The organism is Microbacterium sp. (assembly GCF_047606685.1).
Classification (GTDB): Bacteria; Actinomycetota; Actinomycetes; order Actinomycetales; family Microbacteriaceae; genus Microbacterium.
Map to the genome: position 1 here is coordinate 1 of NZ_JASGEC010000055.1, position 14,812 is coordinate 14,812.

General features: G+C 69.2%; 16 protein-coding genes. 6 read left to right on the plus strand and 10 right to left on the minus strand.

Features of this window, described 5'->3' with window-relative positions:
• Window positions 1-825: PDDEXK nuclease domain-containing protein (locus QM611_RS06305; protein WP_415079058.1), on the plus strand; the 825-nt coding region annotated here is incomplete at its 5' end.
• 210 nt (window positions 826-1,035) lie between these two features.
• Here QM611_RS06305 and QM611_RS06310 read toward each other — a convergent pair.
• Both QM611_RS06310 and QM611_RS06315 read right to left on the minus strand, forming a co-directional pair.
• Entirely contained in the window at window positions 1,036-1,479 is a 444-nt protein-coding gene (locus QM611_RS06310; protein WP_415079059.1) for an SRPBCC family protein, read from the minus strand.
• A 61-nt stretch (window positions 1,480-1,540) separates the two neighbouring features.
• Complete coding sequence (locus QM611_RS06315; RefSeq protein WP_415079060.1) at window positions 1,541-2,575, minus strand: alcohol dehydrogenase catalytic domain-containing protein; 1,035 nt, start codon at window positions 2,573-2,575, stop codon at window positions 1,541-1,543.
• Between the two features lie 93 nt (window positions 2,576-2,668).
• Between QM611_RS06315 and QM611_RS06320 the strand changes: the two genes are divergently transcribed.
• Window positions 2,669-3,094 (plus strand): NUDIX hydrolase, encoded by a 426-nt coding sequence (locus QM611_RS06320; RefSeq protein ID WP_415079061.1) that lies wholly within the window; start codon window positions 2,669-2,671, stop codon window positions 3,092-3,094.
• A gap of 95 nt (window positions 3,095-3,189) precedes the next feature.
• Here QM611_RS06320 and QM611_RS06325 read toward each other — a convergent pair whose 3' ends face one another.
• Window positions 3,190-3,693 carry a DNA helicase gene (locus QM611_RS06325; RefSeq protein WP_415079062.1) on the minus strand — a complete coding sequence of 168 codons (504 nt, stop codon included), beginning with the start codon at window positions 3,691-3,693 and terminating at the stop codon, window positions 3,190-3,192.
• 94 nt (window positions 3,694-3,787) lie between these two features.
• On the opposite strand from QM611_RS06325, the gene QM611_RS06330 reads away from it, so the two are divergent.
• Window positions 3,788-4,345 carry a peptidylprolyl isomerase gene (locus QM611_RS06330; protein ID WP_415079063.1) on the plus strand — a complete coding sequence of 186 codons (558 nt, stop codon included), beginning with the start codon at window positions 3,788-3,790 and terminating at the stop codon, window positions 4,343-4,345.
• 28 nt (window positions 4,346-4,373) lie between these two features.
• Window positions 4,374-5,291: a rhomboid family intramembrane serine protease gene (locus QM611_RS06335; protein WP_415079064.1), complete on the plus strand. Its 918-nt coding sequence runs from the start codon at window positions 4,374-4,376 to the stop codon at window positions 5,289-5,291.
• 291 nt (window positions 5,292-5,582) lie between these two features.
• Here the strand turns inward: QM611_RS06335 and QM611_RS06340 are convergent, their stop codons facing one another.
• Window positions 5,583-5,822 (minus strand): cell division protein CrgA, encoded by a 240-nt coding sequence (locus tag QM611_RS06340; RefSeq protein WP_415079065.1) that lies wholly within the window; start codon window positions 5,820-5,822, stop codon window positions 5,583-5,585.
• Between the two features lie 57 nt (window positions 5,823-5,879).
• Between QM611_RS06340 and QM611_RS06345 the strand changes: the two genes are divergently transcribed.
• Complete coding sequence (locus tag QM611_RS06345; protein WP_415079066.1) at window positions 5,880-6,626, plus strand: class E sortase; 747 nt, start codon at window positions 5,880-5,882, stop codon at window positions 6,624-6,626.
• Window positions 6,626-6,781, plus strand: a complete 156-nt coding sequence (locus tag QM611_RS06350) for a hypothetical protein (RefSeq protein WP_415079067.1) — start codon at window positions 6,626-6,628, stop codon at window positions 6,779-6,781. The genes QM611_RS06345 and QM611_RS06350 overlap by 1 nt, the downstream gene beginning before the upstream one ends.
• A gap of 50 nt (window positions 6,782-6,831) precedes the next feature.
• Here the strand turns inward: QM611_RS06350 and pknB are convergent, their stop codons facing one another.
• The 6 genes from pknB to QM611_RS06380 all read right to left on the minus strand — a co-directional run.
• A complete protein-coding gene (gene pknB / locus QM611_RS06355) occupies window positions 6,832-8,553 on the minus strand; it encodes a Stk1 family PASTA domain-containing Ser/Thr kinase (RefSeq protein ID WP_415079068.1) in 1,722 nt (573 codons plus the stop codon).
• A 64-nt stretch (window positions 8,554-8,617) separates the two neighbouring features.
• A complete protein-coding gene (locus QM611_RS06360; protein WP_415079069.1) occupies window positions 8,618-10,345 on the minus strand; it encodes a serine/threonine protein kinase in 1,728 nt (575 codons plus the stop codon).
• Window positions 10,342-11,799, minus strand: a complete 1,458-nt coding sequence (locus QM611_RS06365) for a peptidoglycan D,D-transpeptidase FtsI family protein (RefSeq protein WP_415079070.1) — start codon at window positions 11,797-11,799, stop codon at window positions 10,342-10,344. Before QM611_RS06365 ends, QM611_RS06360 begins: the two co-directional genes overlap by 4 nt.
• Window positions 11,796-13,169 (minus strand): FtsW/RodA/SpoVE family cell cycle protein, encoded by a 1,374-nt coding sequence (locus QM611_RS06370; protein WP_415079071.1) that lies wholly within the window; start codon window positions 13,167-13,169, stop codon window positions 11,796-11,798. The genes QM611_RS06365 and QM611_RS06370 overlap by 4 nt, the downstream gene beginning before the upstream one ends.
• Entirely contained in the window at window positions 13,169-14,401 is a 1,233-nt protein-coding gene (locus tag QM611_RS06375; RefSeq protein WP_415079072.1) for a Stp1/IreP family PP2C-type Ser/Thr phosphatase, read from the minus strand. The genes QM611_RS06370 and QM611_RS06375 overlap by 1 nt, the downstream gene beginning before the upstream one ends.
• A 10-nt stretch (window positions 14,402-14,411) precedes the next feature.
• A partial coding sequence (locus QM611_RS06380) for an FHA domain-containing protein (RefSeq protein ID WP_415079073.1) occupies window positions 14,412-14,812 on the minus strand: 401 nt, incomplete at its 5' end.

Here is a 14,812-nt window from a genome sequence, read left to right on the forward strand (position 1 = left end):
CGACAATTGACCGAGCGGTTCGGGCGAGGGTTCGAGGAGAAGAACCTACGTCGCATGATCAAGTTCGCGCAGCAGTTCCCCGACGCGGAGATTGTCGCGTCGCTAGCGCGAGAATTGAGCTGGACGCACTTCGTGGCGCTCTTGCCGCTGAAGTCGGAGGCGGCGCGGATGTTCTACGCGAACCTGGTGGCTGCCGGTCGGCTCACTGTCAGGGAGCTCAAGAGCGCGATCGGGCGCAAGGCATACGAGCGTCGGGAGATCGCCGACTCTCAGATCGGCCCGGGGTCGATGGTGCCGGCTGACACCTTCAGTGACCCCTACCTGCTGGACTTCCTCGGCCTGCACGACGGGTACGCCGAAGCGGACCTGGAGGCGGCGATCCTGCGGGACCTGGAGGTGTTCCTGCTGGAGGTCGGCACCGGGTTCGCGTTCGTCGAGCGTCAGAAGCGTATGGTCATCGACGACAAGGATTTCCACCTCGATCTACTCCTCTACCACCGTGCACTGAGACGACTTGTCGCCATCGAACTCAAGATCGGCGAGTTCGACGCCCGACATGAGGGGCAGATGAAGCTGTACCTGAAGTGGCTCGACCGGTACGAGCGTCACGACGGCGAGGAAGCGCCGATCGGGCTGATCCTCTGCACCGAGGCCAGCCGCGAACAGGTCGAACTCCTGGAGATGCATAAGGACGGCATCGTCGTCGCGGAGTACTGGACCGCTCTGCCACCCAAGGAGGAACTCGAACAGCGCCTCCAAGCCATGCTCCGAGCCGCCCGCGAGCGCCTCGCCCGGCGAGGACTGCCTTCCCCTGGAGAGGATTGACAATCTGGATCGTCCCCGATCCGGACCTCGATTCGAGGCACTCAAACGGGTTTGACGCTAACGCGAATTCTCGACGATCGGGCACGCCAACCCAGCGGCCCCGTGTCCGCGGATGACGCCGAACGCTCCGTGAACACAGCGGGAAGGCACCGGATGAGCGAACCGACGGCCCTTCGGGGGTTTGAGAAGCACCTATGGAGGCCCACCCAGTCAAGGCCCACGAGAAGCATCCGGCACCGCGAGACCCCCTTCGCTCGCGCGCCTCAGCCGTGCCAGGTGGTAGCGCCATCCTTCCTCATGCTCGTCCGGCAGCGAAGGCCCCGTCCGCGCGCGGGCAAAGCCGGTCTCGGCGAGGGTCACCGAGGTGGACTGGCCGGTTTCGACCAGCCGGATGGCGACGTCAAGCGGGTGCTCCCACGTCGGCTCGCTCCAGCGGAACGAGAGCACCTCCGGCCGCTCGCACCGTGTGACGACCCCGGTCGCGCTCGCCTCCCGCCCATCTTCTTCGATCCACGTCTCGACGAGTGGCGATCCCACGCGCGGGTCGAATGTCATCTCTGGCCACCACGTGGCGCGTGCGACGGTGAGCAGCTGCCAGACCGTCTCCGCAGCCGCATCGATGGTCACCTTGACCACCACCGAATCCCGAGGCACGTGCCCACCGTAGCGGCACGCCCGCACCGGCGAGCCGCCCGGGGCACTCACGGAGGCGCGGCTACGGCACGAGGACGATACGCCCCTGGATGTTGCCGTGGTGCAGATCCTCGAACGCGCGCTTCGCGTCGTCGAGCGGGTAGCGCGTCACGTCGACGTGGATCTTGCCCGCCTGGGCGAGAGCGAGCGCCTCGCGCTGGTCGGAGCGGTTGCCGCCGTAGGGCCGCTCGATGTTGACGCCCCACGGCAGCTCGACGATGCCCGCGACGTACTCGAAACCGCCCCCGCCGAGCCCGACGAATCGAATCGCACCGCCCTGCGCGATCACCGCGAGCGAGAGGTCGACGGTCGGCTGAACGCCCACGAAGTCGATCACGACGTCGGCGCCGCGTCCGCCGGTGAGCTCGAGGATCTGGGATGCCGCGTCCGGCCCGCTCTGCACCGCGATGGCGCCGTGCGACTCGGCGTACTTCAGCTTCTCGGCGTCGGTGTCGACGGCGATCACGCGCGATCCGGAGGTCGCCGCGACGATCTGCAGGCCCATGTGCCCCAAGCCGCCGATGCCGATGAGCACGACGGTCGCGTCTCCGGTGAGCCAACCTCGCACGGTGTTGATCGCGTGCATCGGGGTGAGCGCGGCGTCGGCGAGCGGCGCGGCGTCGACCGGGTCGAGGTCGCCCAGGGGGTCGAGGTGGTGCGACTTCACGGCGATGTACTCGGCCATGTTGCCGGGCGTGCCGATCCCGGGGGCGGCGGGGGCGAGGGCGCCTCGCGGGCTCGCGACGAGGCACTGGCTGTCACGCCCGGCGAGACACTCGCGGCACTCTCCGCAGCTGAGCACGAGCGAGACGAGCACGGGGTCGCCGACCTTCCAGCCAGTGACGCTCGAGCCGACTTCGTGCACGTACCCCGAGCCTTCGTGGCCCAACGTGCCGCCGATGAGCGGGTTGTCGTCGCCCATCGCGATCAAGTGGAGGTCGGAATGGCACAGGCCAGCGCCGGCGATCTTGACGAGCACCTCGTCCGGCGCGATCTCGGGAATTGGCTTGTCGACGATCTCCACGGTGTTGTTGCTGACATAGGTGACAGTGCGCATCGCCACTCCTTCGGTGCGTTCGCGGGTGCTCGTGTTCGGAGCTTATCGGGCGCTTCCATGGCAAGCCAATACCGGGCTGGCTAAGGTGTTCGCATGGACATGCGCGTTGCGGCGTACGCCGTCATCATCGACGATGGCGGCCGCATGCTCCTCGCGCACTGGAACGAGGGCCGCAAGGCCGCCTGGACCCTGCCTGGCGGCGGCCTCGAATCCGGTGAGGACCCTGCGCGGGCGGTGCGCCGCGAGGTGCGCGAAGAGACCGGCTACCGCACCCGGGTCGGCGAGCTCCTCGGCATCCATTCCCGCGTGATTCCGGCCAAGCGCAGGATCACCGAGGGAAGCACCGAGCCGTTGCACGCCCTGCGCATCGTCTACCGCGCGTCGATCACCGGCGGACGGTTGCGTTACGAGAAGAACGGCTCGACCGATCGGGCGGGATGGTTCACGCTCGCCGAGGTGCGCGAACTGCAGCGCGTCACGCTTGTCGACATCGGCCTGGAGATGGCCGGCCTCGCCTGATCACCCCGCGGCGAGCTCCCGCGAGATGTCGGCGACCGTCGACCCGAGCGGCGCGACGAGCGCCTCGGCGCGCCCTTCGACCTCGGCAGCCGGGGTCACGCCTCGGGGGCGCGCAGCGGGTCGTCGGCGACCCACAGCTCGTCGTCCGCGCGCAGCGTCTGCCACGCCGCGTACAGCACGCCCAGTGCGGCGGCCGCTCCCAGCGCGATGGCGATGACGCCGCCGGGGCTCACGCTCTTTTTGGGCGCGGCAACGGGAACGGGCGTGCGGCCCGAGGCGAGGCGCTGGCGGGTGCGGTTGGCCGCATCCCACACCGACAGCGCCGATCCGACCACCGCGCCGGTCGCCGGCACCACCTTGTCGTTGATGAGGTGCTTCGAGGCCTTGACCCCCTGGTCGACGTACGGGGCGGCATACTGCTCGTACTTCGCCTGCACCGTGGGGGCGACCTGCTCGCGCCCGTAATTGCCGAGCTGCCTTCCGGCCTCGCGGGCCACCGCGCCAGCTTCGTCGACCAGCACTTGCTGCGACTCCCACAGCTTGGTCGCCTGGCTCTGCAACTTGCGGAGTTCCTTCTTGCGCTTTCGGCTGACGCTCACGGGGGCCTCCCTTGGGGGGTTGACGGTTCCCCCCATCTTGCCAGACGGCGTCGGTGGCGGGAGGGGATGTGCAGAACTCTGAAAGAATATGACCATGCCTCTTCCTTCCGCGGTCGCGACCCTGCACACGAACCACGGCGACATCGTCGTCAACCTCTTCGGAGACCACGCCCCTCGCACGGTGCAGAACTTCGTCGGCCTGGCCGACGGCACCGGCGAGTGGACCGACCCCGCCACCGGAAAGCCGGGCGACGGTCCGCTCTACCGTGACGTGGTGTTCCACCGCATCATCCCGAACTTCATGATCCAGGGCGGCGACCCGCTCGGGCAGGGCACGGGCGGGCCGGGCTACACGTTCAACGACGAGATCCACCCCGAGTTGAACTTCGGCGTGCCCTATCTGCTCGCGATGGCGAACGCCGGCTTGCGCCGCAACGCGATCACCGGCGCGGTGGAGGGCACGAACGGCTCGCAGTTCTTCATCACGACCGACCCGACGCCGTGGCTCAACGGCAAGCACACCATCTTCGGCGAGGTCGCCGATGACGCCTCCCGCGCGGTGGTCGACGCGATCAGCGCGGTGCCGACTGCCGCCGGCGACCGCCCGATCGAGCCGGTCGTGCTGCACTCGGTCGACATCGCGGCGGTCTGACGCCCGGCCTGGTGAGCCCGAGCCCCCGGTGACCTCGACAGAGTTCGCGGCAAACCGCGACAACTTCTGCTACCGGCATCCCGACCGGCAGAGCTTCGTGCTGTGCCAGCGGTGCCTGCGCACGATTTGCCCGGAGTGCCAGACGCAGGCGCCGGTCGGGGTGGTCTGCCCGGAGTGCATGAGCGAGCAGCGGAAAGCGCAGACATCCGCCCAGCGCACGGCCGCGCGCCGGTCGCCATCGCTGCGCGCGCTGCCGATGCGCGATTCGCGGCCGCTTGCCACCTACGGCGTGATCGGGGTGACGAGCGTGGCTTACCTGCTGCAGCTGATCCCGGGCGTGGGCGACGTGATCCTGCAGGCGCTCGCTTTCAACAGCGCGTTCGTGACGCCGGCGTGGGGCGGGCCGTTCGAGCCGTGGCGGCTGCTCACCGTCATGCTCACGCACAGCGGGTTCTTGCACTTGGCGTTGAACATGTTCGCGCTGCTGCTGATCGGGCGCAGCCTCGAGCCGCTGCTCGGCCACGGCCGCTTCCTCGCCCTCTACGCGCTGAGCGTGCTGGGCGGCTCGGTGGCCGTCGCGCTGCTGGCGCCCGGCACGTGGGTTGTCGGCGCGTCAGGCGGCATCTTCGGACTGTTCGGGGCGCTCCTGGTGATCGGCCGCCACATCGGCGCGAACATCCGCGGCATCGCGATCATCATTGCGATCAACTTCGCCCTGCCGTTCATCCTGGCATTGGTGGGCAGCATCGCGTCGGGCTCGTTGGCGAGCGCTCTGGAAGCCATTCGCGTCTCGTGGCAGGCCCATCTCGGTGGCCTCGCTGCCGGCGCCGCCACGGCATTCATCTACGCGCGCACCCGCTCGCGGCGCGCCCACGCGCTCTTGCTGGCGGCCATCGCGGTGGCGCTGTGCCTGCTGCTGCTCATTCCGCCGCTGGTATACACGTGACGGGTGGATGCGGGTTATCCACAGATCCATCCCCAGATGGGGAGAAATGACACGCGTGTAATTCCCACCCGCACCCACACTCAGCACGGAGTCCCCACACCTGCTCGCACGAAGGTGGCCCGCGATGCCGCATGGCTCGCCGAGAAGCGGCGCCGCGCGCCACTTCGGCCACGGCAGCTCGCGCGAAGGTGGCGTGCCGGGTCGGGTTGGGTGGCGGGATGCGGCGTCGCGCGCCACCTTCGGCGCGCGCCGCGCGAACTGCGAAAGTGAAGGAGGGTGGAGGGGATGCGGCTAGCGCCAGCGCGTGGTCATCAGGAAGCCGATGAAGGCGATGCCGAAGCCGATGACGAGGTTCCAGCCGCCGATGCCCGGGATCGGGAATGCCTGCAGGCTGAGGTAGAAGACGATGATCCACGCCAAGCCGAGCAGCATGAAGCCGATCATGATGGGCTTGAACCAGACCGGGTTCGGGGGCGCGTCGCTCTGCGTGGAGTCGACGACGGGCTCGTCGCCCTTGCTCACTCGTGCCATGCTCCCAGTCTACCCGCCCCCAGCCCGCCCCCAGCCGTCGACGGTAGGCTCGGGGACGTGAGTGGGGGCACGACACGGGCACAGCGGCCGCGAGCACGCGCGTCGGTGACGAGCGTGCTCGGCGAACTGCTCATCACGGCCGGAATCGTCGCGCTGCTGTACGTGGCGTGGCAGATGTGGGTCGGCGACTGGATCATCGGCAACCAGGCCAACGCCGGCAGCGGAGAGCTCGTCGAGCTGTGGGAGAGCGAGCAGCCCACCGTGCACCCCGACCCCGAGCCGAGCGAGCCAGCCGAGCCGGTGCTGCTGCCCCAGCCGCGCGACGGCAAGAAGTTCGCCGTGATGCGCGTGCCGCGCTTCGGCGACGACTACAAGCGAACGATCGCGGGCGGGGTGACGAAGGCCACAACCCTCGACAAGAACATGATCGGCCACTATCCGGGCACCCAGATGCCCGGGCAAGAGGGAAACTTCGCGCTCGCCGCCCACCGCACGACCTACGGCGCGCCGTTCGGCCCGATCGCCGACCTGCGCGTGGGCGACGCGATTGTGATCGAGACGAAGCAGGGCTGGTACACCTACCGGTTTCGCACGCTGGAATACGTGAAGCCGGGCGCGACCGACGTGCTCGACCCGGTGCCGCAGAAGTCGTCCACACCGAGCAGCGAACGCTACATCACCCTCACGAGCTGCTCGCCGCGGTTCTCCAACGTCGAGCGCGTTATCGCGTACGGCGTGTTCGACTCGTTCCAGCCGCGATCGGCGGGCAAGCCGTCGTCTCTCGCGTCGGTGAAGGGGGCCTGATGTACGCGGCTCTGTGGCGCCTTCTCCCCGGCCCGTGGTGGGTGCGGCTTCTCATCGTGCTGCTGCTCGTGGCCGCCGTGCTCTACGGCCTCTTCTGGTACGTGTTCCCGTGGGCGAGCGAGTTCATCAACCCGCAAGAGGTGGTCGTCGGGTAGCGACACCTGGTCGCTCAACGACCGAGGGGGCTGCTCAGGCTTCGACAGGCTCAGCCGGAGCAGATGGTGAGCTGCACGGTGGAGTGCACGGCCGCCTCGCCGGGCGCGATCGACTGCGAGAGCACGATGGGCGGGTCCGTCGCCGCGCACGACGGGTCGTCGACGACCTCGACGACCAACTGAGACTCAGCGCTTTCGAGGGCGCGCGTGGCGGCATCGAGCGTGAAGCCCCGGTAGTCGGTGATGATGACGCGGCCGGTGGCCACCACGAGGTCGACGACCGTGCCCTTGTCGACCTCCGTGCCGTCCGCGGGGTCGGCGGAGATCACGGTGCCCTCTTTCAGCGAGGGGTCGTTGCGCTGGGTGATCGAGCCGACGCTGAGGCCGGCACGCGAGATCGCCTTCTTCGCCTTGGCCCGCGTCATCCCGGTCAACTCCGGCACCGTCGCCTTCTCCGTGCCCTCCGACACGTACACCGTGACCTTCTGCTCGGGTGTGACGGTCTCGCCCGCGGCGGGGTCGGTGCGGATGACGCGGCCCTCCTCGACCTCGCCGTCGGGCTGGTCCACGCGGTAGGCGACGAGATCCTCGTCGATCAGCTTTTCGGCGGCCTTCTCGTACGTCAGGTCCGTGACATCCGGCACGATCCTCGACCCCGCGGGAAGGCCGCCTCCCGGACGCATGATCACGACGAAGTACACCACCGACAACAGCAGCACCGCGATGAGCGCCACGCTCGTCCAGATCCACGCGACCGGCGGCCCGGTCTGCGTGCGCTTCATCGTGGTGTCAGTGCTCAACTGGCGCAGCGTGCGCGCAGTCTCTGCCGCCTGCCGCGGGTTCGGACCGTACAGCTCGCTCGTGATCGCGCCGATCTGGCGCTTCGTGGGCTCGCGGCCATCGACGGTGGCATCGAGAGCCTCGCGGAACTGCGCGGCGTCCTGATAGCGCTGGAACGGGTCCTTCGCGAGCGCGCGCAGCACGACGGCATCCAGTGCCCGCGGCACGTCGGGGTTGACCTCGGACGGCGCGACGGGCGTCTCGCTCACGTGCTGGTACGCCACGGCGACCGGCGACTCGCCGCGGAACGGCGGCCGGCCCGTGAGCAGCTCGTAGAGCACGACTCCCGTGGAGTAGATGTCGGCGCGCGCGTCGACCGACTCGCCCTTGGCCTGCTCGGGCGAGAAGTACGACGCCGTGCCGATGATCGCGGTCGTCTCGGCGACTGTCGACGACGAGTCGGAGACGGCGCGGGCGATGCCGAAGTCCATCACCTTGACTTGGCCGCGCGACCCGGCAGGCGCGCCCGGCGCGTCGGTGACCATGATGTTGCCCGGCTTGATGTCGCGGTGCACGACACCCGCGCGATGCGAGTACTCGAGGGCTTCGAGGATGCCGTCGACGTACCGGACGGCATCCTCGATCGGCACGGGCCCCGCGCCGATCACGTCTTTGAGCAGGGCGCCGTTGACGAGCTCCATCACGATGAACGGCACCGGGTGCGTCGAGCCATCCGCATCCCGCTCGGTGTCTTCGCCCGCGTCGTACACGCGCACGATCGTCGGGTTCGCCATGCGCGAGGCGGCCTGCGCCTCGAGCCGGAACCGCGTGCGGAACGCGCTGTCGCGGGCGAGCTCGGGTTTGAGGATCTTGATCGCTACCGTGCGGCCGAGGGTGAGGTCGTAGCCGCGGTAGACGGTCGCCATCCCGCCTCTGCCCAGGAGCTCGTCAACGCGATAGCGGCCAGACAGCACACGCGGCTCACCGGTCACGGAACTCCCCTTGCTCGAACTGTGCCAGCCTAACGGATGCGCCGGGGCGAACCCTTGGCTGGGGTCACTCTTCGGTGTCGGCCCCGTCGTCCGTCTCGGTCGCCGCGATGATGAACACGTCGTCCATCGTCGGCGACGAGTCGGATGTGCGTCCGCCGCACTCGGCCGTGTAGGTCGCGGTCACGCGCGAGCCGACGTCGCCGGTGATCTGGATGTCGGCCTGCAGGTCTTCCGGCCCGAAGTTGCGTTCGCCGGACTGGTCGGCGGTGAACTGCGCGCGCTTGAGGGTCACGGTGTACGCGCTGACCGAACCGGTGCCCGACGGGCACGTGAAGCTGCTCCAGTTGAGGGTCGCGGTCGAGTCGGCTTCGACTTCGGTCACGAGCGTGCCCGCCACCGAGACCGTCGGCGCGTTCTCCGGAGCCCCGATCGCGACCATGTCGTCGAACACGGTGAGCGTGATGGTGGTGCCGGGCTCGACCTTGCCGAGCTGGTCGACCGAGTACACGACGCCGACCTCGCTCTCGGTCTCGGCGGCGTTGCCCTCGGTGCACTCGCCGACGAGGCCTTCGTCATCGAGCAGCTGCCGCGCCTCGTCGCAGGTCATGCCCACGAGTTCTAACGCGCCGACATCGACGCGGTCGTCGGGCGCCGTGCTCGAGGCGGATGGCGTCGGGGTCGACGACGTCGTGGACGCTGTCGGATCGGGGCTGGACTCCTGATTCGCGAACAGTGCCCACAGCGTTCCGCCGAGCACGAGCACGAGCAGCACGATGAGCGCGACGAGCGGCCACGTCCACGGGCTGCGCTTGCGCTTCTTCTTCGACGCGGTGGCCGTCGCCGTCGGGGTCGTGGCCGGCATGATCCGCGTCGCGCTCTCGGTGCCCAGCCCCGCGCCCAGCAGCTGCGTCACGTCGTCGTCGGTGACATCGCCTGTGGCGACCGCCGGCACGGCCGCGGCAGCGGCGGCGACGTCGCCACGGCGCAGCGCGGTGGCGGCGCGGGCGACAGCCGCCGACGACGCCGGCCGGTCGGCGGGCTTTTTGGCGATCATCGCCATGACGAGGTTCTGCACCGGCGACGGCACGGTGGCCGGCAGCGGCGGCGGCTGCTCGTTGATCTGCGCCATCGCGATCGCGACCTGCGACTCGCCCGTGAACGGGCGCTTGCCGGCCAAGCACTCGTACGCGACAATGCCGAGCGAGTACGTGTCGGTGGACGGGGATGCCGGGTGCCCGGACGCCTGCTCGGGAGACAAGTACTGCACGGTGCCCATCACCTGGCCGGTGGCCGTGAGCGGCACCTGGTCGGCGATGCGGGCGATGCCGAAGTCGGTGATCTTGACGCGGCCGTCGGGCGTGATGAGCAGGTTGCCGGGCTTGATGTCGCGGTGCACGAGGCCCGCGGCGTGCGCCGACTGCAGGGCGGAGGCGGTCTGGGCGACGACGTCGAGGGTCCGGTCGGCCGACAGCGAGCCGTCGCGCTCGAGGATCGTCGACAGCGCCTCCCCCGGCACGAGCTCCATCACGAGGAACGCGGAGCCGTTCTCCTCGCCGTAGTCGAACACGCTGGCGATGCCCTCGTGGTTGACGAGCGCGGCATGGCGCGCCTCGGCGCGGAACCGCTCGAGGAACCCGGGATCGCCCATGTACTCGTCTTTGAGGATCTTGATGGCAACCGTGCGACCGATGACGTTGTCGGTCGCCTCCCAGACCTCGCCCATGCCGCCGACCGCGATCCGCGATTGCAGCTCGTAGCGACCGCCGAAAGACACGCCTTGTGTTGGCCTCATCTGTTCAGCACCGCCTCCATGACTTTCTTTGCTACCGGGGCGGCGATGGTGTTGCCGAAGCCCGACTGGCCTTGTCCTCCGCCATCCTCCACGACCACGGCCACCGCAACCTGGGGATTGTCTGCGGGCGCGAACCCGGTGAACCACAGGGTGTAGGGGGCGGTGTCTCCGTTCTCGCCGGTGCCGGTCTTACCGGCAACGTCGACACCGTCTATTCTTGCACCGCTGGCGGCGCCGTCACTGACATTGGCGACCATCAGCTCGGTCATCGTCGCCGCCAGGTCTGGTGTCAGCGCGGTGTTGAACTCGGTCGGCTCGAACTGCTGCTGCACCGACAGGTCTGTGCCGACCACGCGGTCGACCATCATCGGGTTCATCACGACGCCGCCGTTGGCGATGCCCGCCGAGACCATCGCCATCTGCAGCGGTGTGGCGCGCACGTCGCCCTGCCCGAAGCCCGACAGCGCGGTGCGCGCGTCGTCGAGCGTGGGCGGGTAGTACGAGGGGGTCGACTCGAGCGGCATCGTGAAGGTGGTGTTGAATCCGTACTTCTCCGCCTGCGCGCGGATCGCCTCGTCGCCGAGCTTGACCGCGAGCTGCGCGAACGGGATGTTGCAGCTGAGCCGCAGCGCGGTCGCGATCGAGACCTCGTCGCCCGATCCGCACGTGCCGCCATCCGAGTTCGAGATCTGCGAGGTCGAGTCGGGCAGCGTCCAGCGCGCCGGGTTGGGCAGCGTCGAATCCGGCGTCCACTCCCCGGACGCGAATGCGGCGGATGCCACGATGAGCTTGAAAGTGGATGCCGGCGGGTTCATGTCGCCGCCGATCGCGCGGTTGTAGAGGGGATGCCGCGAACTCGCCTCAAGCCGCTCGTACGCCTCCTGCACGTCCTCCACATCGTGCGAGGCGAGCGCGTTCGTGTTGTAGCTCGGGGTGGACACCATCGCGAGCACGCGCCCCGTGGACGGCTCGATCGCGACCACGGCGCCCTGCAGGTCGCCGAGGGCGTCGTACGCCGCCTCCTGCACGTCGGGGTCGAGGCTCAGCACGACGTTCGACCCGCGCGGAGGCTTGCCGCTGATGATGCGGTCCAGGCGCGCGAAGAACTGGGATCCGCCCAGGCCGCTCAACGGCGCGTTCATCGCCTGCTCGATGCCGGTCGCGGAGTTGAGGACGGGATTGATGTAGCCGGTCACCGGCGCCCACATCTTGGCATCCGTGTACTCGCGCTGCCAGCTGTACACGTCGTCGGAGGCGACCGACGTCGCGATCGGCGTGCCACTGGCGACAATGCCGCCGCGCTGGACCTCGTAGCTGTCGTACAGCGTGCGCTTGTTCGCGGGGTTCGCCGCGAGTGTGCCGGCGTCGATGACCTGGATCCAGCTCACCGAGGCGAACAGCGCGATGAACATGAACAGCAGGAGGATGCTGAGCCGGCGGAGCTCCTTCGTCATCCGATCACCGCCCTCGGCCGGGTGCGCACGGCATCCGAGATCCGCAGCAGGATCGCGACGATGATCCAGTTCGCGACCAGCGACGAGCCGCCGGCTGCGAGGAACGGGGTCGCCAGGCCCGTGAGCGGGATGAGGCGCGTGACGCCGCCGACCATGATGAACACCTGCAGCGCGATCGTGACGGCCAGGCCCGTGGCCAGCAGCTTGCCGAAGTCGTCCTGCCCGGTGAGCCCGATGCGCAGGCCGCGGCTCGTGAAGACCATGTAGAGGGCGAGGATGGCGAACAGCCCGATCAGGCCGAGCTCCTCGCCGAGGCTCGGAATGATGTAGTCGCTCTGCGCGACGGGCGTGAGCCACGGGCGGCCCTGCCCGAGCCCCGTGCCGGCGAGCCCGCCCTGGGCCAGGCCGAACAGGCCGCTGACCATCTGCATGCTGTCGCCGTCGATCGTGTCCGGGTTGAACGGGTCGAGCCAGTTCTGGAAGCGCGCGCCGACGTACGGCAGCACGCGAGAGGCCAGGAAGGCGCCGCTGGCGGCGAGGACCACGCCGATGAGCACCCACCCGGTCTTGCCGGTCGCGACGTAGAGCATCGAGACGAACATGCCGAACAGCAGAAGGCCGGTGCCGAGGTCGCGCTGCATGACGATGATGCCCATCGAGACGAGCCAGATCACCAGCAGCGGGCCGAACTCCCGCGCGCGCGGGAAGGTGAAGCCGAGCAAGCGCGTCCCGGTCGAGGCGAGGCTCTCGCGCGTGCGCACGAGGTAGCCGGCGAAGAAGATCGCGAGCGCGATTTTGGCCAGCTCGCCGGGCTGGAACGAGAAGATGCCGAGCGAGACCCATACGTCGGCGTTTGCGTTCGTGCCCAGCCCAGGGACGATCGGCAAGACCAGCAGCACAAGGCCGACGAGCCCGGAGATGTACGTGTACCGGAACAGCACGCGGTAGTTCTTCAGGAAGAAGACGACGAGGATCGCGCCGACCAGGGCGATGAGCAGCCACGCGAGCTGGCGGGTCGAGTAGGCTGCCCACCCGTGCGCGCCGAAGTGCACGTCGATGCGGTAGATCATCGCGATGCCCAGCCCCGTGAGCAGCGTCGCGACGGGCAGCACGAACGGGTCGGCTTGGGGAGCGCGCAGGCGCAGCAGGATGTGCAGGGCGACCGCGAGGGCGGCCGGGCCCCCGCAGTAGATGAGGAACTTCGGATCCAGGATGCCGGTCGCGCCCAGTTGCACAAGGGCGACGGCGGCGCCGTTGATGATCAGCGCGAACACGAGCAGGGCGAGCTCGCGATTGCGCTGCTTCTGCGGCATCCGGATCCCCTTGAGGGCGCGCACGACCGCGGTGTCGGTCGACAGCTCGGCGGCCATCACGCCTCCCCCTGGCGCAGGCGGTCGACAATGGCCAGGGCGTCTTCGAGCGAGCCAGCGGTGATCGTCTCCTCGATGGCCTGGCGCTCGAACTGAGACAGGTCGGCCAGCAGCACGTCGGTGTCTTCATAGACGGTGGCCAGCGAGAACGGGCCGATGCTCTGCTGGATGCCGCGGTAGACGACGACGGAGTCGTCGTCGGCGCCCACGAAGAAGCGGGTCTGGGTCCAGCTGTAGGCGGCGAACGCCCCGCCGACCAAGAGCGCGAGCGCGAGCAGCAGCCCGATGATCCAACCGAAGCGGCGCCGGCGGGCGCGCCGGTGGTCCTCCTCGATGAGCTCCTCGAGGAACCCTTGCGACGGCTCGAAGTGGGTCGGCTCGTTCGCCGCTTGGCGGCTGGGGTGCAGCCAGCCGCTGCGCCCCGGGCGCCGCGCGGTCGGCACCGCGATGCCGGCCGGGTGCGAGGCCGAGCCGACGATCGTGGGCGTGCCGGAGAAGACGGGATGCTGCCCGCCCACGTCGACCAGGACGATCGTCACGTTGTCGGGCGCGCCGTTGTCGAGCGCTTGCTTGAGCAGGTTGTCGGCGGTGCGCCCTGGCGCCGCCCCGAGGCGCAGCGCCTTCGCGGTGTGCGCGTCGTCGACGACGCCGCTCAGTCCGTCCGAGCACAACAGCCAGCGGTCGCCGGGCTGCGTCGGCATGATGAACGTGTCGACTTCGGGGTCGGCGCTCATGTCGCCGAGCACGCGCATCAGCACCGACCGGCGGGGGTGGTAGCGCGCCTCCTCCGGCGTGATGCGGCCGGACTCGACGAGGCGCTGCACGAACGTGTGGTCTGTCGTGATCTGGGTGAGGGTCTTGTCGCGGTACAGGTAGATGCGCGAGTCGCCGATGTGCGCGATGACCGCGTAGTCGTCGACCATGATCAGGGCCGACACCGTCGTGCCCATGCCGGCCAGCTCGGGCCGCGCGGCGACCATGTCGATGAGGTCGGCCGCGGCATCGGTGATCGCGTCTTGCAGGGAGTGCTCGGCGTCGGCAGTCGACTCGAAGGGGTGGTCGAGGCTCTGCAGGCGCGAGACGGCAAGGCTCGACGCGACGTCGCCGCCGGCGTGGCCGCCCATGCCGTCGGCGACGACGAACAGGTTGGAGCCGGCGTAGCCGGAGTCCTGGTTGTTGGAGCGGACCTTGCCGGTGTGCGAGATCGCGGCGCTCGAGCCCTCGAAGACCATGCGTCGAGTGCTACTTCCGCAGCTCGAACGTCGTGGCGCCCACCTTGATGGGCGCGCCGACAGCCACCGGCACTGGCGAGCTCACGCGCTGGCCGTTGTGCCAGGTGCCGTTGGTGGAGTCGAGGTCTTGCAGCATCCACTGGTCGCCCCACAGCAGCAGTCGCGCGTGCTGCGTGGACGTGTAGTCGTCGCGGATGACGAGCCCCGCCTCGCTCGAGCGCCCGATCGTGAGGGGCTCGGCGCCGAGCGGCAGCTCCATGCCGGCCTTCGGGCCGGACGTGACCACGATGCGCGAAACGGTGTCGGTCGTCGCCTTCCCGCCTGGCTTGGACGGCTTGGCTTGCTTGGCGACGGGGCGGGCGGCCGCGGCGGCCGGCGCTCCGGCGGCCGCGGGCTCGGGCAGCTTGCGCA